Origin of the sequence: Chitinophaga sp. YIM B06452, assembly GCF_039655965.1 — a bacterium.
In the GTDB taxonomy this organism is placed as follows: domain Bacteria; phylum Bacteroidota; class Bacteroidia; order Chitinophagales; family Chitinophagaceae; genus Chitinophaga.
Window position 1 is genome coordinate 559,331 of the sequence record NZ_JAWLKY010000001.1, and the last position, 21,722, is coordinate 581,052.

19 protein-coding genes are annotated in these 21,722 nt (G+C 52.6%); 5 read left to right on the forward strand and 14 right to left on the reverse strand.

The features are described from left to right. Positions 1–14: 14 nt before the first annotated feature. The 5 genes from mnmE to R3I13_RS01945 form a co-directional block, all read right to left on the reverse strand. Positions 15–1,397 carry a tRNA uridine-5-carboxymethylaminomethyl(34) synthesis GTPase MnmE gene (gene mnmE / locus R3I13_RS01925; RefSeq protein ID WP_346316226.1) on the reverse strand — a complete coding sequence of 461 codons (1,383 nt, stop codon included), beginning with the start codon at positions 1,395–1,397 and terminating at the stop codon, positions 15–17. 80 nt (positions 1,398–1,477) lie between these two features. Further along, a complete protein-coding gene (locus R3I13_RS01930) occupies positions 1,478–2,314 on the reverse strand; it encodes a TonB family protein (protein ID WP_346316227.1) in 837 nt (278 codons plus the stop codon). Between the two features lie 48 nt (positions 2,315–2,362). Continuing rightward, on the reverse strand, positions 2,363–2,950 hold the full coding sequence (locus tag R3I13_RS01935) for a biopolymer transporter ExbD (protein WP_346316228.1): 588 nt from the start codon (positions 2,948–2,950) through the stop codon (positions 2,363–2,365). 54 nt (positions 2,951–3,004) lie between these two features. After that, positions 3,005–3,652, reverse strand: a complete 648-nt coding sequence (locus R3I13_RS01940) for a biopolymer transporter ExbD (RefSeq protein WP_346316229.1) — start codon at positions 3,650–3,652, stop codon at positions 3,005–3,007. Positions 3,653–3,722: 70 nt separating this feature from the next. After that, the gene (locus R3I13_RS01945; RefSeq protein ID WP_346316230.1) at positions 3,723–4,577 is read right to left on the reverse strand and encodes a MotA/TolQ/ExbB proton channel family protein; all 855 of its coding nucleotides are present in this window, start codon (positions 4,575–4,577) and stop codon (positions 3,723–3,725) included. Between the two features lie 590 nt (positions 4,578–5,167). Between R3I13_RS01945 and R3I13_RS01950 the strand changes: the two genes are divergently transcribed. Further along, a complete protein-coding gene (locus R3I13_RS01950) occupies positions 5,168–7,723 on the forward strand; it encodes a zinc-dependent metalloprotease (protein WP_346316231.1) in 2,556 nt (851 codons plus the stop codon). Positions 7,724–7,868: 145 nt separating this feature from the next. Here the strand turns inward: R3I13_RS01950 and R3I13_RS01955 are convergent, their stop codons facing one another. After that, positions 7,869–8,432, reverse strand: a complete 564-nt coding sequence (locus R3I13_RS01955; protein WP_346316232.1) for an HPP family protein — start codon at positions 8,430–8,432, stop codon at positions 7,869–7,871. 64 nt (positions 8,433–8,496) lie between these two features. Between R3I13_RS01955 and R3I13_RS01960 the strand changes: the two genes are divergently transcribed. The 3 genes from R3I13_RS01960 to R3I13_RS01970 all read left to right on the forward strand — a co-directional run bounded on the left by R3I13_RS01960 (position 8,497) and on the right by R3I13_RS01970 (position 10,825). Further along, complete coding sequence (locus R3I13_RS01960; protein WP_346316233.1) at positions 8,497–9,528, forward strand: LacI family DNA-binding transcriptional regulator; 1,032 nt, start codon at positions 8,497–8,499, stop codon at positions 9,526–9,528. Between the two features lie 27 nt (positions 9,529–9,555). Next, the gene (locus R3I13_RS01965; protein ID WP_346316234.1) at positions 9,556–10,374 is read left to right on the forward strand and encodes a hypothetical protein; all 819 of its coding nucleotides are present in this window, start codon (positions 9,556–9,558) and stop codon (positions 10,372–10,374) included. 142 nt (positions 10,375–10,516) lie between these two features. Then, positions 10,517–10,825 carry a hypothetical protein gene (locus tag R3I13_RS01970; RefSeq protein WP_346316235.1) on the forward strand — a complete coding sequence of 103 codons (309 nt, stop codon included), beginning with the start codon at positions 10,517–10,519 and terminating at the stop codon, positions 10,823–10,825. 229 nt (positions 10,826–11,054) lie between these two features. On the opposite strand, the gene R3I13_RS01975 is transcribed toward R3I13_RS01970, so the two are convergent. Both R3I13_RS01975 and R3I13_RS01980 read right to left on the reverse strand, forming a co-directional pair. Next, positions 11,055–12,470 (reverse strand): alpha-L-fucosidase, encoded by a 1,416-nt coding sequence (locus tag R3I13_RS01975; protein ID WP_346316236.1) that lies wholly within the window; start codon positions 12,468–12,470, stop codon positions 11,055–11,057. Between the two features lie 16 nt (positions 12,471–12,486). Next, positions 12,487–15,027, reverse strand: a complete 2,541-nt coding sequence (locus R3I13_RS01980; RefSeq protein ID WP_346316237.1) for a glycoside hydrolase family 2 protein — start codon at positions 15,025–15,027, stop codon at positions 12,487–12,489. A gap of 75 nt (positions 15,028–15,102) precedes the next feature. Here R3I13_RS01980 and R3I13_RS01985 point away from each other — a divergent pair, with 75 nt between their 5' ends. Further along, on the forward strand, positions 15,103–15,276 hold the full coding sequence (locus tag R3I13_RS01985; RefSeq protein WP_346316238.1) for a DUF6728 family protein: 174 nt from the start codon (positions 15,103–15,105) through the stop codon (positions 15,274–15,276). A gap of 6 nt (positions 15,277–15,282) precedes the next feature. Here R3I13_RS01985 and lpxB read toward each other — a convergent pair whose 3' ends face one another. From lpxB to R3I13_RS02015, 6 genes are read right to left on the reverse strand one after another with little or no spacing between them, the layout of a single operon-like run. Next, a complete protein-coding gene (lpxB, locus tag R3I13_RS01990; protein ID WP_346316239.1) occupies positions 15,283–16,383 on the reverse strand; it encodes a lipid-A-disaccharide synthase in 1,101 nt (366 codons plus the stop codon). 25 nt (positions 16,384–16,408) lie between these two features. Beyond that, the gene (locus tag R3I13_RS01995; RefSeq protein ID WP_346316240.1) at positions 16,409–16,708 is read right to left on the reverse strand and encodes a hypothetical protein; all 300 of its coding nucleotides are present in this window, start codon (positions 16,706–16,708) and stop codon (positions 16,409–16,411) included. Positions 16,709–16,718: 10 nt separating this feature from the next. Continuing rightward, the gene (gene surE / locus R3I13_RS02000; RefSeq protein ID WP_346316241.1) at positions 16,719–17,492 is read right to left on the reverse strand and encodes a 5'/3'-nucleotidase SurE; all 774 of its coding nucleotides are present in this window, start codon (positions 17,490–17,492) and stop codon (positions 16,719–16,721) included. A 53-nt stretch (positions 17,493–17,545) separates the two neighbouring features. Beyond that, positions 17,546–18,328, reverse strand: coding sequence for an ABC transporter permease (locus tag R3I13_RS02005; protein WP_346316242.1), 783 nt, complete (start codon positions 18,326–18,328; stop codon positions 17,546–17,548). Positions 18,329–18,354: 26 nt separating this feature from the next. Continuing rightward, positions 18,355–19,248: an ABC transporter ATP-binding protein gene (locus tag R3I13_RS02010; RefSeq protein ID WP_346316243.1), complete on the reverse strand. Its 894-nt coding sequence runs from the start codon at positions 19,246–19,248 to the stop codon at positions 18,355–18,357. 33 nt (positions 19,249–19,281) lie between these two features. Next, on the reverse strand, positions 19,282–21,681 hold the full coding sequence (locus R3I13_RS02015) for a 3-hydroxyacyl-CoA dehydrogenase/enoyl-CoA hydratase family protein (RefSeq protein ID WP_346316244.1): 2,400 nt from the start codon (positions 21,679–21,681) through the stop codon (positions 19,282–19,284). Between the last annotated feature and the right edge of the window lie 41 nt (positions 21,682–21,722).

Here is a 21,722-nt window from a genome sequence, read left to right on the forward strand (position 1 = left end):
TAGCGGGGAGGTGGTTATTTGCCGATACAAAACTTCGAAAAAATAAAATCCAACCTATCCTCGTTCGTCACCTCACCCGCAATATCAGCCAGGTAGTGCAAACACCTCCGTATATCCAGCGCCAGCAGATCCCCCGGCAAACCGGCGTCCATCCCTCCTTTCACATCTTTCAAAGAACTCAGCACTTCCTGTAATGCTGAATAGTGGCGCACGTTGGTGATGATCGTGTTTTCCGTGTTCACGGCGCCGCCCATCACCTGGTATACGAGTTGGTCTTTGAGCGCGCCGATCTGTGCATGGTCACGGGCGGAGATGAAAATGATGCCGGGTATCATCGCGAATTTTGCCCGGGCTTCTTCGGCGCCAAGCACATCTGTTTTGTTTCCGACTAACAGGTAAGAAATTCCCTCATTGTCGAAGGCATGTACCTGGGCGAGTACATCATCTACGGAGAGTTCGGCTACGTCGAACAGGTAGATCACGATGCCGGCTTCGCGCATTTTTTCCAGGGACTTCTGCACGCCGATGCTTTCGATGGTGTCTGTGCTTTCGCGGATGCCGGCGGTATCTATCAGGCGGAAGAGGATGCCGCCGATGTTGAGCACTTCCTCGATGGTGTCCCGCGTGGTGCCGGCGATATCGCTGACGATGGCCCTGTTTTCGTTGAGGAGCGTATTGAGCAGCGTGGATTTACCGGCGTTGGGGCGGCCGATGATCGCGGTGTTCACGCCGTTTTTGATGACGTTGCCGACTTTGAAGGAGGTGACCAGCTTTTCCACTTCTGTAAGCGCCTCGTTCACCAGGGCGTACAGGGCGGTGCGGTCTGCAAACTCCACGTCTTCCTGGCTGAAGTCGAGCTCCAGCTCTATGAGGGCGGAGAATTTGATAAGCTGTTCGCGCAGCGCCTGCAGCTCGCGGGAAAAGCCACCGCGCATTTGCTGCAGAGCGGTTTGGTGGCTGGCGGCGGTGTTGCTGGCAATGAGGTCGGCAACGGATTCGGCCTGTGTGAGGTCCAGCTTGCCGTTGAGGAAAGCGCGCTGGGTAAACTCGCCGGGCCGGGCCAGGCGGGCGCCGGAGGCGATGCAGGCTTCCACGATCTGCTGCTGGATGTAGGGCGAACCATGACAGGATATTTCCACGACCTCTTCGCCGGTATAGGAACGTGGCGCGCGGTAAAGGCTTACCACCACTTCGTCTATCACCCGGCCCTGGAAGTGCAGCCCCCCGAAATGCAGGGTATGGCTGGGCTGGGCCGTAAGGTCCCGGGAGGGAAACAGTTTGTCCGTAATGGTGATGGCTGCTGCGCCGCTGAGCCTTATCACAGCTATGGCGCCTACCCCGGGGGCTGTAGCGATGGCAACAATGGTATCGTCATGACCACCTAACTTTCCTATCATACGCCGAAATTAATTAAAAAAAAATTCCCCCGGCTGAACGCCGGGGGAACTTATATTTCATACTAGCTTGAGACTAAATACTACTCCTGGAGGGTAAAGCGGATCGGCAGGTTGAACTGCACAGATACCTGGCGTCCGTTCTGTTTACCTGGTTTCCATTTCGGCATTTTCTTCACCACGCGGATGGCTTCTTCTTCAAGACCGCCGCCTTTGGGTGCGCCTACTGTCTTCACGTCCTTGATGTTACCTTCAGAGTCAACAACGAAGGATACGAATACTGTACCGGAGATACCGTTTTCAGTTGCCAGGTGCGGATAACGGATGTTATTGCTCAGGAACTTGTTGAGCGCATCGTCGCCACCGGGGAAGGTAGGAGGTTGCTCCACGAATGTGAAGATCTCTTCCTTCGGAGGAGGGGGCGGAGCGTCTACAACGCCGGTACCTTTGGAATCGTTGATCAGACCCGGATCGATACCGTTGGGATCGCCTTCTACCGTTTTGGTAGATACGGCTTTATCCTTGATCTCGTCGAGTTTTACCAGCTCTTCTTCGGCTTTTACTTCTTCATCTTTTTTGATCACCGGCGGCGTGAACTGCACGGAAGGCTTCACGGGCGGGGGTGGTGCGGGCGGCGGAGGCGGAGGGGGCGGAGTTTTCGGATCATCCGGCAACTTCACGTCCTCCAGTTTGATATCCTCGATTACAGGCTTGGTGTTCTTGTCTGCTTCACTACCTTTCAGATTCAGATAAATCAGGTAGCTACCGACGATCAACAAGGCCAATGCAGCTGTACCCAGAATGGAGTTCCGCACGCGCTGGTCGTACTTCTTGCGAAGTTCATAAGCGCCGTAGTTCTTGTTCCTGTCTTCAAACAGGATGTCAAGAAAGTCGGACTTAAGGATTTTAGCTGAATCCATTGTTACATGTTTATTGATGGATGCAAAAAATTAGTTTTTTCCATAAACCTACTGGATGCCGTTGCTGGCTTCAGTAGACTTGATCCATTGCTTGTCCTGGTCGCTGATATCCACCGTAGCATAACGCTGGATACGATTGATAGCCATTTCATCCAATAAATCCACAAAGTTCTGGTAGGTGGCGCCGTCATCTGCTTTGATGATCACCACTACGTCTTCGGGTTCGCCTTTAAAGTTACGCAGCCTGGCCACTTCATCGCGCTTCTTGATGATCACGTCGCGGATGCCGCCGGTGTTGGCAAACGTAGTTGCTTTAAAGAAGTCCGGGTTGCTGGAGGCATTGGGGTCTTGCGCCAATCCCTCGTAGTAGTAAACCTGGTTCTTCTTGCCAAGGAGGATCGTGAGAGCGGTGCTTTCTTTCACCTTGTTCTGCTCTTCCTGCTTCTCAGTATCCTTGGGCATGATCAGATCCATCGTTTTGGGCTTGGACATGGTGGTGGTCAACATGAAGAAGGTGATCAGGAGAAACCCGAGATCCACCATCGGAGTCATGTCCACACGGGTAGAAAGTTTTTTCGACTTGGTTCCACCGTGTTTACCGCCACCGCCCTTACTACTGGTATCCATTTCAGCCATGGTAGCAAATTTTTTTTGGTCTGTTAATGTTGTTTACTGCTCAGGGCATCATTTTTACTGATGCTGCTCTTCATATATTGCAGCAGCAGAGCCCGCCGGCTTGGCTTCCAGGTTGGTCACCAGGTTCAGCTTCTGGATCTTCTTCTCTTTGAAGGTATCCAGCACCCGTTTGATCACGGGGTAAGGCGTTTCATTGTCTGCCTTGATGCAATATTTCAGCTTGTTATTGTTCCCCTGGGCGGAACGGGCATATTCGATCCAGATGGCGAGCTCATTGTTGGTTGAGTCCATCGGGATGCCTGTTTCAGCTTTGGAGTTCTTACGCTCATCTGCGCTCATGGAAAGAACCCGGCCCAGATTTTTGAAGTCCGTACCAACGCTGGAACCCACCTGGAAATTCCTGATCTGTGCAGGGGTAAGGTTCAGCTTGAAGTTGGTATTCAGATCCTCGATGAGTTGTTTTCTTTTCGGCTGACCGTCCATGCTGAAGAACACTCTCCCGTCCTTGTCTACCGTCAGCAAAATCACGTCGGAATCCGGCAGTAATTGCGTGTTGATAGAGGAGGGAGTAACCACCGCCACCGGCTCGTCCGGTTTGAACTTGGTTGCCAGCATGAAGAAGGTCAGCAGCAGGAACGCTACGTCACACATCGCAGTCATGTCGATGAGGGTGCTTTTCCTGGGCATTTTTACCTTTGGCATCTTACTCCTTTTATTTGGTTCACTTAATTAGATTCAATTCCCCGCAGATTCCACACTATAATTTACGAAATTATTTGTGGTTGGCTGCGAAAGATTGTGTCAAAGTAAAGCCAGATTCGTCAATAGCGTAAGTGATGCTATCGATATTGGTAGTGAAGTAGTTATACATGATGATCGCTACAGCGGATGTACCGATACCTAAAGCCGTGTTAATCAAGGCCTCAGAGATACCAAGCGCCAGGGCGGCAGAGTCAGGTGCACCGCTGGAAGACATCGCGGAGAACGCCTTGATCATCCCGAGTACCGTACCGAACAGACCAAGCAGGGTAGCTACGGAAGCGATGGTAGACAGGAACACCAGGTTCTTTTCCATCATCGGCAGTTCCAGCGCAGTGGTTTCTTCGATCTCGTTCTTAATGGTCAGGATCTTCTGATCTGTATCCAGCTCAGTATTGGTGATCATTTCCTTGTACTTTTTCAGACCGGCTTTCAGTACGTTACCTACGGAACCTTTCTGTTTGTCGCACTCAGCCAGGGCTGCGTCAACATTTTTGTTGGCCAGGTGATACTGCACTTTACGTACCAGCTCAGAACCGCTGAACTTGCCTTTGGCTTTTGCCAGGTACAGGAAGCGCTCAATAACGAAAGTGAGGCAGATCAACAGGGTTGAGATCAGGATAGGCACGATAGCACCGCCTTTGTGTACAGTACCAAACCATTTGCCGATACCTGCTTCAACCGGGTGATTCTCAGGATTGCCGCCTTGGAAATTCGCGGGATTTCCTAATACGAAAGCATAAAAAACGTACCCGATGACAATACAAATGGGCACAGCCAGGATCGCAAATAAGTTGGAAGACTTCTTGGCCTGATGAGAGGATGTTTTGGCAGCAGCTGCAGTCACAGTTGTTTTAGTCTCAGCCATGTTGATTGAATTTTAGTGTTAAAAATTAAACTGTTTGTTTGTTAGTAATTAAGATTTAGATCGCATTTTTTCTCAAACTCACAAAAATAACCGGCTTATAATCAGTGATTCGCAAAGTTATAAGCCTTCCTCAAAAAAACAAGTGTCACCCAAGAAATTTAACCATACCCCTCAAAGCCCCGTAAACAGAGCATTTCCACCTTTCACATTTATTGAGCAAACACTTAAATAAGTAAAACAAATAATATAACTCGTACCGTCCTCATCCAACCCAGCCCCCACTGCAAGGGAATCGATTGATTTTTTTCAAAGTTGGACGCACAATTTAAGAAAATTTTCAAATGATCCAACAAAAATTTAATTCATTGCTTAACGGCGGGCTACCTTCACTAGCGTGGAGTTTCAGTCGTTGGCATGGTAATTAGTGTTCTCACATCCGTAACGGCAATTTACGGCTTTTTCTTTCCGTTCCTACCTGCTTTTGCACATTTATGGATTTTTATCTGTTAATTTAACACTTATCCCTTTCTTTGCCCATACTTATTTATTCATATTAATTCCTTACAAATCAATAAAACCAACAACAACCAATGTATTTACCGAGCAAATTAACTGCAGCAGTCGCAGGTCTCATGTGCGCTGCCTGCATGTTCACTCCCTATGCTGCCGGGGCACAGAGAAAGAAAAAAGACGACCAATCTAAACCAGCCGCCACAGCACCCAAAGATTCAACCAAACCTCAGGGACCGCCCGCAGGCGGGCCGCCCAAACCGGCGCCCAAAAAATTCGCGGAATTTATCACTCCCAAAGCCAAGGCAGATTCAGGCATGTTCAACATCTACAAGCAGGACGATAAGTTCTTCGTGGAGATCCCTGACAACCTCCTCGGCCGCGACATCCTCGTGGTAAACCGTATGTCCAAAGCAGCTGCCGGCATGCGCGTAGGTATGTTCGGATTCGGCGGCGACCAGATCAACGAAAACGTGATCCGCTTCGAAAAAGGGCCCAACAACCGCATCTTCCTGAAGAACATCTCCTTCGCAGAGCGTTCCAAAGACTCCACCCAGCCCATGTACGTTTCCGTGCTGAACTCCAACATCCAGCCCATTGTCGCTTCTTTCGACGTTAAAGCGCTTTCGAAAGACAACAACGGCTCCGTGCTGGACTTCACCGATTATATCAACGGCGATAACGACATCCTGTTCTTCGACGGCAGCCTGAAAGGCATGCTCAAGCTGGGCGCTCCCCAGCCGGATAAATCATACATCCAGGATGTACGCTCCTACCCCGGCAACGTGGAAATAAAGACCGTTAAGACCTACACCAAAAGCGGCTCTTCTCCCATGCCCGGCATGCCTCCCACCGGCGGCGGCTTTGCCACCATCGAGCTGAACAGCTCCATGGTACTGCTGCCTGAAAAGCCCATGCAGCCCCGCTATTTCGATCCCCGCGTAGGTTATTTCGCGACCAGTCTTACCGACTTCGATGCGGACCCGCAGGGTGTTAAAAGGCTCACCATGATCACCCGCTGGCGCCTGGAGCCCAAAGCTGAAGACGTGGAGAAATGGAAAAAGGGCGAACTGGTGGAACCTAAAAAACCCATCATATTCTATATCGATCCCGCTACCCCGGCCAAATGGCGTAAATACCTCATCCAGGGTGTGAACGACTGGCAGGGAGCTTTCGAGCAGGCCGGCTTTAAAAATGCCATTCTAGCGAAAATGGCGCCTACCAAAGACGAAGACTCCACCTGGAGCCTGGAAGACGCCCGCTATTCCGCTATCGTATACAAACCTTCCGATGTGCCCAACGCCTCCGGCCCGCACGTACACGATCCCCGCTCCGGCGAGATCCTGGAAAGCCACATCAACTGGTACCACAACGTAATGCGCCTCCTGCGCAACTGGTACTTCATCCAGGCGGCGCCCAACGACGAACGCGCCCGAAAAATGGTCTACGACGATGAGCTGATGGGCGAACTGATCCGCTTCGTATCTTCCCACGAAGTAGGCCACACCCTCGGCCTGCGCCACAACTTCGGCTCCAGCTCCGCTTACCCGGTTGAAAAGCTGCGCGACAAGAACTGGGTGAAAGAGAACGGCCATGCCGCTTCCATCATGGACTACGCCCGTTTTAACTACGTAGCCCAGCCCGGCGACGGCATTTCCGGCGCAGACCTGTACCCCCGCATCAACCATTACGACAAATGGGCCATTGAATGGGGCTACAAAGCCATCCCCGGCACCGACGAAGATTCTGAGAAAAGCACCCTCAACAAATGGGTGATCAGCAAAATGCAGGATAAAAAATACTGGTTCGGCACTGAAACCAACCCCGACGATCCGCGCAGCCAGAATGAAGACCTTGGCGACAACGCGATGAAAGCCAGCGGTTACGGCATTAAGAACCTGCAGCGCATCGTGCCCAACCTCATGGCCTGGACGCGCACCGAGAATGAAGGTTACGCCACCCTGAGCGAGCTGTACGGCGAAGTGCTCGGCCAATATACCCGCTACATGGGCCACGTGGCCAAAAACGTAGGCGGTATCTACGAAACGCCCAAAACTGTTGAACAGAACGGCGCCATCTACGAAAACGTACCGAAGGCCACCCAGAAGGAAGCAGTAGCTTTTCTCCAGGCACAGCTGTTTACCACGCCTACCTGGCTGATCAATAAAGACATCCTGGCGAGGGTAAAAGCCGATGCCCCCGGCCTGATCCTGGCCCGCCAGGAAGCAGTGCTGGGCCGTTTGCTGAGCGCAGCCACCATCAACAAGCTGCTGAACGCGGAAGCCATGGAATCTGATACCTACAAAGCTTCCGAATTCCTGGGCGACCTGAAAAAAGGCATTTTCTCAGAACTGCCCGGCAAACAGATCGACATCTACAGGAGGAACCTCCAGAAAGCGTATGTGAACAGCCTTGCCGGCCTGCTGAGCAAACCGGATATGTCCGGCGTGCCTGCCCAGTTCGCTTCCATGGTTCCCAACCCGACCCGTACGGATGTTTCGAGCCTCGCCCGCGCGCAGCTCACCGCTCTCCGCTCCGAAGTGCGCAGCGCAGCTGCAGCCGCCCCGGACGCCATGAGCCGTTACCACCTGCAGGATCTGGCAGAACGCATTGCCACTGCACTGGATCCTAAATAATCAATGCAATAGCTGCATAAAACAAGACCGCCCCGGCTGCAAATGCCGGGGCGGTCTTGTTTTAAAAGCAAATCACAACCCTATACCAATAAAAGTACAGCGTACTTAAAGATATCAGCCGTTCATTTATTGTATTTGCGCAGCGCTACCACCACTTCCCGCGGGCGGGATAATTGCGGTTGCCGGGGATGTTATTTACGATAAAAGCCACCAGCAGCAGCATAAAAACGCCGGTAGCCACGGGGCTCAGCACATACAGGTACCCCAGCGCCCTGATCTTCTGGCTGCCGGCAACCGCCAGCAAAGCCGTGGCGCCGCCGGGCGGGTGTACCGTTTTGGTGAGCTGCATAACAACGATGGAACAGGCCACGGCCAGCGCGCCGGCCAGCCATTCCCATTCAGGAGCGGAGATCAGCATGCACATGGTAACCCCGGTGATGGCGCTCAGCACATGCCCGCCGATCACATTGCGGGGCTGGGCCAGCGGGCTTTGGGTGTGCCCGTAAATAAGCACGGCGGATGCGCCGAAAGAGCCCAGCACGAAGAGATTGTCCCGCGCGGGCAGGTAAAAATGATTGAGCGCGCCGATCAGGCCCACGCCCAGGAAAGCCCCGAGGAACGACCAGGCCATATCCCTTTTATCTACCAATGTTTCGCGGTATATTACATACCGCGCTATCCTGTAAGTCCGTTTAATGCGATGCTTCATGGGGTGCAAAAATACACACATCAATAAATTTTCTTAATATCGCCCTAAATCTACATGCCTCAACGTGAAAGAACGTCATAACACCAATAAGATAACGATCTACGACATCGCACAGGCATTAGGGCTCAGTGCATCCACCGTCAGCCGCGCACTGCAGAATAATCCGCTGATCAACGAGGAAACCCGCTTAAAGGTGCAGGACACTGCCGCCGAAATGGGATACGTGCCTAACTGGATCGCCTCCAGCCTCCGGAAAAAACGTTCCAACATCCTGGGCCTTATCGTACCCAGAACCAGCATGTACTTCCAGAGCACCGCCATCAGCGGCATCCAGCACGAAGCCCACAAATACGGTTTCAGCATCGTGATCGGCCAGTCAGACGAAACGGTGGCCATGGAAAAAGAACTGGTGCACACCTTCTTTTCACTCAGGGTAGACGGGCTGCTGGCCGTAGCGTCCATGTTCACCACCAACTTCGATCATTTTTCTCCATTCATACGCAACAATATCCCGCTCGTGTTCTACGACCGCGTGCCGATCGATTTCCCGGGTTATTCCATCACGGGAGACGATTTCAAAGGCGGATTCCTGGCCACGGAACACCTGATCAAACAGGGCTGCAAACGCATTGCCCATTTCTCCGGCCAGCTTACCTGTAACCTGTACCAGCAGCGCCTCGCAGGCTACAAAGCAGCCTTAGCCAAACACAAGATCCCTTACGACGATTCCCTGATCTACGTGCACAACCTCACCCTCGACGCCGGCGCCGAAGCCGCGCGGCAGATTTTCGCGTTAGACAACCTGCCAGACGGGCTGTTTGCCGCCAACGACAGTTCCGCCGTCGCTTTTATACAGGAAGCGCGCCGCAAGGGCATCCAGGTGCCGGAACAGGTGAAAGTGGTGGGGTATTCCAACGACCTGTCCAGCCGCATCATCAGCCCTTCGCTCACTACCATCGAACAATCCGGCTACCGCATGGGCGAAAAGGCGGTGGAAACGCTGGTGCAGCTGATCAACAAAGAAGATAAAATCAAGATCACCCGGAATTATGTATTTGAAGTAGAGCTTATTCCACGGGAATCGTCTCAGCGATAGTTCTTATTTAAAACCTACAACAACTTTATGAAAAAAATCATCCGCATTCTTTTACCGGTAATGGCCGTATTGAGCCTCGCCTCCTGCAGCCGCGACATCTACGTGCCCAACCAGGTAAACGCTCCCCTGCTGAAAGAAAAAAACGAATTCAAAGCCAATCTCTCCCTGTCCAACTGGCAGGTCGCCTACGCCATTACTGATAACATCGGCGTGATGGTAAACGGCCAGTACGTAAACCGCGCCCTCTTCTTCGACGAAGACAATGACAGCGACAACGACGACCTGTTCGTGGACAAGAACACCCGCGGCGGCGTGATCGAAGGCGCCGTAGGTTTCTTCAAACCCATAGACACCAAAAAGCGCGCAGTATTTGACGTATACGCAGGCTATGGCAACGGCGCCTTCAAAACCCTCGACGGCAATTTCAACTCCGCTCCTTCAGGCACATCCACAGCGGGTTATACACTGCGCACCCAGTTCAATAAATTTTTTGTGCAGCCCGCCTTCGGCCTGAGCCATAAAGTAGTGGAAGCCTCTTTCGCCACACGCTTTTCACTGGTGAAATTCTACGGTCAATCCATGGGCGCAAATGTTTTTGAAAATGACGAGAACCGCCGCCTCAATTTCATGAGCCTCGGCGATAAAGTAGTGCCTTTCTTTGAACCGGCCTTCACCGTGAAAGTGGGCTACCGCTATGTGAAATGGTTCGGCCAGCTGATGTTCTCCGTGCCGATGAACGATGAAACCTACAGCGGTTACGAGGTGAACGAATACTTCCAGCCAGTGTCCTTCACCATGGGCGTTGCCCTCAACTTCGGGCAGTGGGTGAAAGATGCGGGGAGATGATTTTTTATATCGAAAAAATTTGAAGGGCGCTTTGAAGGGCGCCCTTTTTTATGGAATGTTAATGAGTGAAAAACAATCAGCCTCAAAAAACTTTTGCTTTACAAAAACCGATATCTTTATCGCGATACATAAACAATAAAAAATGATTACCGAAGCAAATATCAAAATTACCAGGAATGGCGGGAAGTTAGCTATTTCGGTCCTAATGCCGGTATGGAACAGGCTTACGGTTCATGGCAATTTGCTTGTTGAGCTTCCTTTACTTGGCATCAATACAATTGCCAAAGACGAAAATGATGCAGATAAAGCCATTGAAGAAGCAATAGCATCTTTTTGCATTGCAGCAGATAAATTTGGGCAAGGAATTGAAAAAGAATTGCAGGTGCTTGGATGGGTAACTGTTGGTAATCTAAGCTTACGCAATGGAAACAATTTGGAATATCATCATTGAATCAATAGTCCTGTTTCTTTTTGAATATCCCGGCGCAATGATACGCTGGGTGCTGCTTCGCGGCAAAAAACCTTTCCGGAATATCCTGTACGACGATTCATTCCCCAATTGGCTGCTGACAGTTATTGCCATCGCACTAACGGTGTTTTTGGTAAAAGCGTTTTAAGGCAGCAAAAAAAGCCGCTCCTTGCAGAACGGCCTTCGCTATAAAAATAATATTCCACAAAGTTTATTGTATCCTCACCGCCACAGCATGCGCCCAGCCCCGTTTCTGCGCTGCCGCAGGTAAACGTATCTCCACAGCGCCGTCTTCCTGTTTCCAGCTCAGCTTCCCTTTATAGCCCAGCAATTCCATCTTAGCGCCCTTTTTTGGCGAAATGCCGGTGAATTTTATTACGGAAGGTAATTGCTCCCCGTTTTCCAGCAAGCAGATCGCATATACGGCGCTGCCGTCTTTTTTCTGGGTGAAGCATACTTTCCCGTCTTTGTAAGGAGCGATGTAACGGGTGCCGTAGATGGCTTCGCCGTTGGTGTTCATCCAGGTGCCGATGCTGTCCAGCTTGCGGTAGGCTTCGTCGTGCCAGGTGCCGTCAGGGCCGGGGCCGATATTCAGCAGGTAGTTGCCGCCTTTGGCGACGATGTCTACCAGGTTATGGATGAGCGTGTTCACGGATTTGTAGCGGTCGTCGGGCACGTAGCTCCAGGAGCCGCCCATGGTCATGCAGGTTTCCCAGGGGTAATCCAGCGGTTTGTCGGGGATGGATTGTTCAGGCGTACGGTAGTTCTCGAACGGGCCGTGCACGCTGCGGTCCACCACGATCAGGCCGGGCTGGTGTTTGCGGGCCATGGCCGTGATGCCGGGCATGTTGATGTCCTGGTCCTGCGGGGGCGTTTTGCTCCAGCTCAGCGATTCTTTGGTCTGCATGCTCAGCGGGCGCACCCAGCCGCCGTCCAGCCAGAGGATGTCCACTTTCCCATAGCCGGTCATCAGTTCCTCGATCTGCTTGTAAGTGAAGGTCTGGAACGATTTCCAGCGCCCGGGATATTTCGCGATCTCGTAGCTCGGGTTGCGGTCTTTCGGCGGGAAATAAGGCCACCAGTAAGAATCCACATTCCAGTCGGGCTTGGAAAAATAGGCGCCGATGTGGATGCCTTCTTTGCGGAAAGCGTTGAAAGTTTCTTTGGTCACATCCGCCCGCGGGTCCTTGCTGAAAGGCACGTTGGGCGCGGTGATCTTGTATTGCGATTGTTTGGTGTCGAACATATTGAAACCATCGTGGTGCTTGGTGGTGAACACCATGTATTTCATACCGGCCTTTTTTGCGGCAGCGGCCCATTTGGCGGGATCAAACTGCTGCGGGTTGAAGGTATTGGCCAGGGCTTCGTATTTCTGCACGTATTCATAATAAGGAATACCGGCGGGCTTGCGCTGCGTCCAGCCTTCGTCTTCAGGGCAAAGACTCCACGATTCCACGATACCCCACTGGGAATAGGTGCCCCAGTGCATCATCAACCCGAACTTCCAGTCCTGCCACTCATCCAGCTTCTGCAGTACCAGCGGGTCTGTTTCCTTTACGTATGGCTCGTTCTGCGCCTCTGCGCCCAGCGCGGCCAGCAGGCAGGCTGCCAAAATGATCTTTTTCATGGTGTTGTTTCACTGTTTATTTCTCACACGCGTTTGCAATATGCAGCACGCGTAATTGTTTGCTTACTTCGGCGGCGGACATTTTTGTGTCCAGCTGCAGCGTCCTTGTAGCGCCCGGGAGCAGATCAAAATAGTTGTCCGAGAAATGCGAAACGCCTTTATCGTCTTCGAGCAGCAGGCAGACGTTCTTCGCGAGCTTATCAGTACTCACTTTTACGGAGATCTTTCCTTCGTTCACTGTAACATGCGTGGTTACCACCGGATCGGGCAATTGCAGGTTCCGGGTTTCAGCAAAGTAAAACACATTCTCAGACACAGGCTGGTTGTTCTTTAACAGTTTGGTGTACAATATTACCCTGCCTGCGTCAGCGCCATTGAGCAGCGCTTCTTTCCCGGTGCTGTGCACTGCTTCGCTGGTATTGGCCTTTGTTTTCACGGCCAGCTTTTTTTCAGACAATACTTTGCCTTCCATATCCATCAGCTGCAGCACCAGCAGGAGATTTTCATCTTCCAGGCGGTCGTTCACCACGTAGGTCTTTATTTCACCTTTCTCCAGTGCATTGCTTACCAGCAGCGGCTCGTAGGCCTTTTTCACGAAATACTGCATGGCTTTCCAGCGGCCGAAATAATCGATGCCGCTCCAGGATGCGCCGGGCCAGCAGTCGTTGAACTGCCAGTAGAGGGTGCCCATGCAGAAAGGCATAGCCCTGCGATGCGCTTCCATGCCTGTTTTCATGCCTTCTGCCTGCAGCACCTGGCTCAGAGCGGGGAAGTTGCGGGGTTGTTTGTAATAATGGTCCATGTACGTTTTGATGGCCGCATTGCCCCGGGTGGCGCTCTTTTGATGGGCCTGCATCACGAATGAATTGATGTCCCACTGGCTGCTGTCTGCATAGGTGCGCACGGTGTTCAGCTCGGGGAAGGACTGGAAACCGTATTCGCTCATGAAACGCGGGATGTGCGTGGCAAAGGCTTCGAACCATTCCATGCCGTGCCATACGCCCCAGTAGTGGTTGTCGCCGTGACGGAAGTCTTCCGCTTTGCCCCAGTTGCTGATGGGGGAAGAAGGAAAATAAAAACGCCCCGGATCATGCTGCTGCACTTCTTTCCGGAGTATGTCCAGGAAAAGCGTGTCGTATCCTTTGAGCATTTTCTGCCACTGTTCATCGGAATATGCGTAACCATCTTTCCAGCCCCAGTTCTTAATGGCCACGGCGATTTCGTTGTTGCCGCACCAGAGTGCCAGGGAAGGGTGATTGCGCAACCGCGCGATGTTGTAAGCGGTTTCTTCTTTTACCTGTTCCAAAAAGTTTTTATCTGAAGGATAGAGCGTGCAGGCGAACATAAAGTCCTGCCATACGAGGATGCCTTTTTCGTCTGCAAGGTCGTAGAACTGGTCGTTCTCATAAATGCCGCCGCCCCATACGCGGATCATATTGAAGTGGGAAGACTGCATGTCCGCAAACATTTTCTCATACTGCTGCGGGCTCACGCGGGGCAGGAAATTATCGGAGGGAATGTAGTTGGCGCCTTTCATGAACACGGGACGGCCATTCACTTTCAGGTAAAAACTGGTGCCCATGTTGTCTGCCTCATTGATCACTTCTATAGTTCTCAGTCCTATCCTGCGCTGCATTTTCTGCAAGGTATCCTGTCCTTTGACTATGGCCACTGTCAGGGGATATAGCCGTTGCGCGCCCAGCCCGTTCGGCCACCAGCGTTGCGGTTTGGGAATAGTGAACGGGATGTCCATCTCCTGGTTGCCGTCAGCCCACTGCCGGGCAAAAGATACTGTTTTGAAAGAGCCGTCGCCGCTTTGTACGACCACCCGGTAAGCGCCTTCTTTCACGGCATTGAGCTTTACATGGGCTACCAGTTCGGCAGTTGCATCGGTGAGCTTTTTTTGCTGTATCCATACATCCTGCAGCTGCATTTCATTCCAGCTCACGAGATACACAGGCCGCCAGATGCCGCTGGTCACGTACCGCGGGCCCCAGTCCCAGCCATAGTGGTAGGGCGCTTTGCGGGCATGCACGCTCAGCGGGATATCGTCTGCATCATTGCCCGCGGGGTATACCAGCCTGTCGTTCATGAATTTGGGCATATCATGCGCAATAGGACTGTGAAAGTAGATGCGCAGCTGGTTGGCGCCGGCTTTCACATATTTTTTGATGTTCACCTGTTTACCCACGAACATGTTCTTCGCTTCGAGGATCAGCTGGCCGTTCAGGTAAACGTCCGCATAGGTATCCAGGCCGGTAAAGTCCAGCGCGATGCCATCCTGCTCCAGTACTTTGGCCGGCACGGCAAAGGTGGTGCGGTATTCCCAGTCTTTTTTATCGATCCATTGCAACCCTTTTTCATTGGCCCCGGCAAAAGGGTCAGGGATGAGCCGGTGCACCAGCAGGTCTGTGTGCACGGTACCCGGCACGGTGGCTTTCCGCCAGATGTTCTCGTCTGTTCTCCTGAATTGCCATTCACTGTTCAATGCAAAACGCGTCTGTGCAAATACCGGCAGGGAAAGGGCCAGGCACAGCGCCAATAATATTTTCCTCATATCTGTAACGTGCAGTTAAAGCGGGGTAAAAATAACGGTTATTGACAAAATGGAAACATTGCGGATATTTGGGGCATGAAAAGCATCTGGCGCCAAATACTGCAATATCTCTACATCAAAAAGCGCGACAAATCAGAACCGCTGAACACCAATACGAAGCTGATGCACGGCATGAACCGGATCTCCATCATCGTGTTCCTCATCGCGATCATCGTAATGCTGATCAAAGTGATCAGGCATTATTTGTAGTGCTGCTTACTTCACCATGGCCACGATCGCTTCCGCCGCTTTGCGGGAGGCGGTGCCGTCGCCCAGCAGCGTCCACAGCATGGCGTAGTCGGCTTTCATCTGCTCATGGCGGGCCGTATCTTTTAAAATAAGGGTCAGTTCTTTGAGGAGATTTTCTTCTGTGAGCTCGTCCTGGATCAGTTCCTTCACTACAGGTTTATCCATAATGAGGTTCACCAGCGAAATGTATTTTACTTTGATCAGCCGTTTGGCGAAGAAGTAAGACACGGGGCTGCCTTTGTAGCACACTACTTCAGGCACGCCGAACAAGGCGGTTTCGAGGGTGGCTGTGCCGGAAGTGACCAGCGCAGCCGTGGCCTGCAACAGCAGCGCGTAGGTTTGTCCTTTCACGACGGACACGTTGGGATATGCGCCGGTAAATCCTTTGATGAAACTATCGTCCAGGCTGGGGGCCTGGGCCATAATGAACTGGTATTCGGGGAAATACCTCGCCATGGAAAGCATCACGGGCAGCTTCTTTTCCACTTCCTGCTTGCGGCTGCCGGGCAGCAGGGCAATGATGGGCTTGGTGGAGAACGGCGGCAGGGCGGGCGCTTCCTTGGCGGCTTTCACCGCTTCGATGAGCGGGTGGCCAACGTATTCAACTTCAAAATTCCATTTCTTATAAAAATCCTTTTCGAAAGGAAGGATCACGAGCATTTTGTCCACCGTCTCCCTGATCTTCTTCACGCGGCCTTCTTTCCAGGCCCATACCTGCGGACTGATGTAGTACACGACTTTCAGGCCCTGCTGCTTGGCCCATTCGGCAATGCGCAGGTTAAAGCCCGGGTAATCTATCAGTACCAGCACGTCGGGCTTCCAGGCTTCAATGTCTTTTTTGCAGAAGTCGAGATTTTTGAAGATGGTGCGCAGGTTCATCACTACTTCCACGAAACCCATGAACGCAAGTTCTTTGTAATGTTTCACAACAGTAGCACCGGCCTGCTCCATGAGGTCGCCGCCCCAGCAGCGGATCTCAGCCTGCGGATCCTGCTGCCTGAGCTGTTTGACCAGGTTACTGCCATGCAAGTCGCCGGAGGCTTCCCCGGCAATTAAATAGTACTTCATCCCAAAACGAATTTCACGGAACTGATCAGATAATTTTGAGCAGCAAGATAACGATTGCGTACAACAATGTGATCAGGAAAATGCCGCGGGCGGTGAGGTCGAGCCGTTTGCGGGTGTAGAGGTAAAAAACGATGCCGTTGGCGAGCAGGCAGATGCTGATCACCTTGGGTACCTGCTGGCGGGCGTTTTTGAGGTAGATCAGGAAGTCCGCCAGGTTCACGTCTTTCGGCATATACACGGCCAGCAGCCAATACAGCAGGAAGGCGGCCAGCGGGGTAAGAAGGCCGAGCAGTATGCCGAGTGATAATTTGTCTTGATTCAACATGGTCATAGGATTATTGGAATTGCCATTCGGTTTCCAGTCTTCCCTTCAGGCGGTAATCCGTCAGGTCGAACTGTACAGGCACAAGGGATGTATAGCCGTTTTCGAGGGCCCACACGTCTGTATCGTTCCCGAAATCCTTGTTCGAGAACTCACCGGTGAGCCAGTAATATTTTTTGCCGTGCGGGTCTCTCCGCTCGTCGAATTCTTCTTTCCATTTGGCATTGGCCTGCCGCGCAATACGTACGCCTTTGTAATCACCGGCCGGCACGTCGGGGATGTTTACATTGAACAGCGAATGCGGCGGCAACGGCGTTTCCAGCATCTTTTTAGCGATCTCATGCGCTACCTGCCGGGGAATGCTGAAATCCGCATCGTAAGCATAGTTGAGAAAGGAGAAGCCCACGGAAGGGATGCCTTCAATGGCCGCTTCCATGGCGGCAGACATGGTGCCGGAATAAATAATGTTGATAGAATGGTTGGCCCCATGGTTGATACCGCTTACGCAGATGTCAGGCGTACGGTCCAGTATCTTGTCCCGCGCGAGCTTCACACAGTCTACCGGTGTGCCGGAGCAGGTCCATGCTTCTATGCCTTCAAAGATGTCCACCTGGTTTAGCCGTAAGGGAAAACCCAGCGTGATGGCGTGCCCTTTACCGGATTGCGGGCTGTCAGGCGCTACCACCACCACTTTTCCCAGGGGCCTCACGGCTTCGATGAGATTGCGTATGCCGGGGGCGGTAATGCCGTCGTCGTTCGTTACCAGTATCAGGTTTTCCTTCTTCACGATCTTACTTTTGCCAACAAATTTACATGCTGGGATTTATAAAATAGGGTTAATTATAGATCAACCTTCTTCATTTTATACCAGGAGAAGTATGTGAAAAGAGCAATATAAGCCCAGGCGATCAGCGTATACTCGGTTTTGGACGGGCCCGGTCCGCCTTTGCGCATCAGGTCGCGGAGCCTGTCGAACATCCCGGGAACGAGCCTGTCCGTACATTCAAGCGGTAAAAACCCGCCGAGGTGATACTTCACTTTAAAATCGAGCAGGCCGGCAATGGCGAACTCCCCTACGTATACATACATGATATAGATGCCGATAGCGATGCCGGCCCTTTTCATGAATACGCCGAGAAAGAACGCCATGGACAGGTATGCGAGGCTTTGCGTAAAAGTGTACCAGATGAAAATACTGCCATCGGTCACATCCCCGCCGCCGTTCTTCAATCCAAAAACGAGCGCTGTAACTGCAATTACGAGGGTAATGAAAAGCGATCCGGAAATCAGCACCCCGAATTTGGCGTTAATGTATTGGTTCCTGCTCCAGCCGTCTATGATATTCTGGCGAACGGTGCGGAAATTGTTTTCATTGGTGAGGAAAATGATCAGCATAATGCCGATCACCGGGGTCGCCAGGCTTCCGATCCACGCGGTGGTATCCCATACTTTCGGGAACGTGAAGGCGTTCAGGAACCGCGCTACCATTTCGTTTGTGGAGTTCAGTATGCTTTCAAACGCCCAGGTAAGCAGCGGCACAGCCAGCAGGAACAATCCGGTCAATATCCAGAAGGTGCGGTACGCTCTTACTTTGAGCCATTCTATTTTGAGAAGTTGTATCATTTTTCTGCGGTCAGGTTAAAGTGGTGTCAATTGGTAAGCTCGATGAACCTTGCTTCGAGGCTCTTGCGTTTTACGGCCAGGTAGCTGAGCGTGATGCCCTGTTCGAAGCAGGAACGGTTCAGCTGTTCGGCGGTTTGCCCGTCCCCGAATATCACCTGTATGCTGCCGTTGTGCCTGCGGAGGCTTTTCAGCCCGGGCATGGCGTTCAGCACATGTTCCAGCCGTTCAAGGTTGGAAGCGCTTAGCTCTATCATATCCTCGTTGGCCAGCACTTCATCCACATGACCGGAGGCCACCAGGTCGCCCTTTTTGAGGATGGCCACATGGGTGCACACTTTCTCCACTTCGTCCAGCAGGTGGCTGGCCATGATCACAGTGGTGCCTTCACTGCCGAGGTTGCGGATCAGTTCCCTGATCTCCGCGATGCCCGCGGGGTCCAGCCCGTTGGTAGGCTCGTCCAGCAGCAATACTTCCGGCCTGCCCAGCAGGGCGCCGGCAATGGCCAGCCGTTGTTTCATACCGAGGGAAAAGGTGCTGAACTTCGAATCCTTCCGCTCCCACAGCCCCGCAAGACGCAGCACGCGCTCAATATCATCCGCACCACGGCCTTTGATAGCTGCGCTGATCTCCAGGTTGCGGACGGCGGAATAGTAATGGTAGAAGTTCGGCGTTTCCAGCAGGGAGCCTATCCGCTTGCGCTGGTCGTGATGCGGCGGCAGGCCGAACCAGCTGTACGTTCCGGCGTTGGCTTTCAGAACGTCCATGATAATGCCGAGAAGGGTCGTTTTGCCGCTGCCGTTAGGCCCCAGTACCCCGAATACACTGCCTTCCGGAACATGGAAGGAAACGCCGTTGAGCGCCCGGATAGACCCGTAGTGCTTGGATACCTGGTGAAGGGACAGGATTTGCTTAGTTTCCAAAGTCGGTTATATTAATTCAAATGTAATATATAACTAATTACGCACGGGCTTCCCGGTTTTCAGCACGCTTTGCAGCCTTTCGAGCGTTTTTCTTTCGCCGCTGAGGCTCAGGAAGGCTTCCCTTTCGAGGTCCAGCAGGTATTGTTCGCTCACCAGCGTAGGTTCTGAAAGGTCGCCGCCGCACATGACGTAGGCCAGCTTGCGGGCGATCTTCGCGTCGTGTTCGGAAATGTAGTTGCCGAAGTGCGTGGCGTTGATGCCGGTGAGGATCGCGCCGAGGGCCGAACGGCCCAGCACGCGGATATCTGTGCGCTCAATGGGTTTCACATAACCGGCATTGGCCAGCTCTATGGCTTTCTCTTTAGCGTCGGCGATCACGCGGCTCTGGTTCAGGCTGATGGCGTCGGTGCCTTCGCGCAGCAGTCCCAGCTCAAAAGCTTCCTGGGCCGAAGTCGCCACTTTGGCCTGCGCGATGGTAAGATACCGTTCCTGCAGCACCGGGTTTTCGATCTGCCCTTCGCGGTACTGGTCCGAGGCGCGCAGCGTCAGCTCCTTGGTGCCGCCGCCGCCGGGTATCAGGCCCACGCCCAGTTCCACGAGGCCAATATACGTTTCGGCAGCCGCCTGCACATGGTCTGCATGCAGGCTCATTTCACAGCCGCCACCAAGGGTAAGCCCGTGCGGCGCCACTACCACCGGGATGGAGGAATAACGGAGACGCATAGTGGTTTTCTGGAACAGGCGCACGGCCATATCCAGCTCGTCGTATTCCTGCTCGGCCGCCAGCATGAAGATCATGCCCACGTTGGCGCCGGCTGAAAAGTTCGCAGCGTCGTTGGCGAGTATGAGGCCGCGGAAGTCTTTCTCCGCGCGGTCTATCGCCTTATGCACGCCTTCCAGCACCTCGCCGCCGATAGTGTTCATCTTCGTCTTCCATTCGAGCGACACGATGCCGTCGCCCAGGTCGTACAGGTTGCAGGCGCTGTTCTTCCAGATGATGTTGCCGGAGTGGTTCTCCAGGATGATGAACGCATCTTCGCCCGGCACAGCTTTGTAGCCCTTCGAAGCGAGGTCGTAGTAATATTTTTTGCCGTTCTCGATCTTGTAAAAATTCTTCACGCCCGCAGCCAGCATATCATTCACCCAGGGCGCAACGGTAAGGCCTTTATCCGTAATTGTTTTGATACCGGCTTCCACGCCCAGCAGGTCCCAGGTCTCGAATGCGCCGATCTCCCAGCCGAAACCTGCTTTCATCGCATCGTCCACCTTGTAGAGGTCATCCGCAATTTCGGGGATACGGTGAGAGATATACGAAAACAGCCTTGCATGAAATGCCTGGTAGAACTGCCCTGCTTTGTCCGGAGATGCAGCCAGCATTTTAATGCGCTGCTTCAGGTCTTCCACGGGTTTGGCGGCTTCGATGCCGGCGAATTTCGTTTTCACTTTCGGACCGTATTCCATGGTCTTCAGGTCGAGGGTGAGTATTTCTTTCCCGCCTTCGCCTTTGGTCTTTTTATAAAAGCCCTGCCCGGTCTTATCGCCCAGCCAGTTGTTCTCCACCACTTTTTGCAGGAAAGGCGGTATCTGCATAATGTCGCGCGCTTCGTCGTTGGGACAATTATCCGCAACGCCTTTCGCCACTTTCACCAGCGTGTCTATCCCCACCACGTCCGCCGTGCGGAAGGTAGCGGATTTCGGGCGGCCGATCACGGGTCCGGTCAGTGCATCCACTTCATCTATCCCCAAACCCATTTCCTGCATGATGTGGAAAATGGCCATGATGGAGAACACGCCCACGCGGTTGGCAATGAAAGCCGGCGTGTCCTTGCAAAGCACAGTGGTCTTACCGAGATAAAGATCACCGTAATGCATGAGGAACTCCGTCACTGCGGGATCAGTATGGGGCGTGGGAATGATCTCCAGCAGCCGCAGGTAACGCGGCGGGTTGAAGAAGTGCGTGCCCAGGAAATGCTTTTTGAAATCTTCGCTGCGGCCTTCCGCCATCAGGTGGATGGGGATGCCGGATGTATTGGAAGTGATGAGCGTGCCGGGTTTGCGGAACTGCTCCACCTGCTCAAATATTTTCTTTTTGATGTCCAGGTTCTCCACCACTACTTCTATCACCCAGTCGCAATCGGCAATGGATTTCATATCGTCGGTGAAGTTGCCTGTTTTGATATGCCTGGCTGCTTCTTTCGTGTAGAGGGGCGAGGGATTGGATTTAACGGCGGCCTGCAGGGCTTCGTTCACGATCCTGTTCCTCACAGCGGGATGCTCTGTCGTTAATCCTTTGGCCTTTTCCGCATCATTGGGTTCTTTGGGCACCATGTCCAGCAACAGCACCTTTACGCCTACGCCTGCAAAATGACAGGCTATCCTGGAGCCCATTACGCCGGAACCCAGCACTGCAACTTTGTTGATCCTTCTTTGCATATTATTTCCGCTTTAGAATAATGAATTTAGCATTTTTCTTG

Coding starts and splice junctions, on each gene's coding strand:
- R3I13_RS01995 (WP_346316240.1), bottom strand. CDS start 16,708: ATGTTGAATCAAGACAAATTATCACTCGGCATACTGCTCGGCCTTCTT.
- R3I13_RS01950 (WP_346316231.1), top strand. CDS start 5,168: ATGTATTTACCGAGCAAATTAACTGCAGCAGTCGCAGGTCTCATGTGC.
- R3I13_RS01985 (WP_346316238.1), top strand. CDS start 15,103: ATGAAAAGCATCTGGCGCCAAATACTGCAATATCTCTACATCAAAAAG.
- R3I13_RS01980 (WP_346316237.1), bottom strand. CDS start 15,027: ATGAGGAAAATATTATTGGCGCTGTGCCTGGCCCTTTCCCTGCCGGTA.
- lpxB (WP_346316239.1), bottom strand. CDS start 16,383: ATGAAGTACTATTTAATTGCCGGGGAAGCCTCCGGCGACTTGCATGGC.
- R3I13_RS01930 (WP_346316227.1), bottom strand. CDS start 2,314: ATGGATTCAGCTAAAATCCTTAAGTCCGACTTTCTTGACATCCTGTTT.
- R3I13_RS01935 (WP_346316228.1), bottom strand. CDS start 2,950: ATGGCTGAAATGGATACCAGTAGTAAGGGCGGTGGCGGTAAACACGGT.
- mnmE (WP_346316226.1), bottom strand. CDS start 1,397: ATGATAGGAAAGTTAGGTGGTCATGACGATACCATTGTTGCCATCGCT.
- R3I13_RS02005 (WP_346316242.1), bottom strand. CDS start 18,328: ATGATACAACTTCTCAAAATAGAATGGCTCAAAGTAAGAGCGTACCGC.
- R3I13_RS01970 (WP_346316235.1), top strand. CDS start 10,517: ATGATTACCGAAGCAAATATCAAAATTACCAGGAATGGCGGGAAGTTA.
- R3I13_RS01940 (WP_346316229.1), bottom strand. CDS start 3,652: ATGCCAAAGGTAAAAATGCCCAGGAAAAGCACCCTCATCGACATGACT.
- R3I13_RS01955 (WP_346316232.1), bottom strand. CDS start 8,432: ATGAAGCATCGCATTAAACGGACTTACAGGATAGCGCGGTATGTAATA.
- R3I13_RS01975 (WP_346316236.1), bottom strand. CDS start 12,470: ATGAAAAAGATCATTTTGGCAGCCTGCCTGCTGGCCGCGCTGGGCGCA.
- R3I13_RS01965 (WP_346316234.1), top strand. CDS start 9,556: ATGAAAAAAATCATCCGCATTCTTTTACCGGTAATGGCCGTATTGAGC.
- R3I13_RS01945 (WP_346316230.1), bottom strand. CDS start 4,577: ATGGCTGAGACTAAAACAACTGTGACTGCAGCTGCTGCCAAAACATCC.
- R3I13_RS02015 (WP_346316244.1), bottom strand. CDS start 21,681: ATGCAAAGAAGGATCAACAAAGTTGCAGTGCTGGGTTCCGGCGTAATG.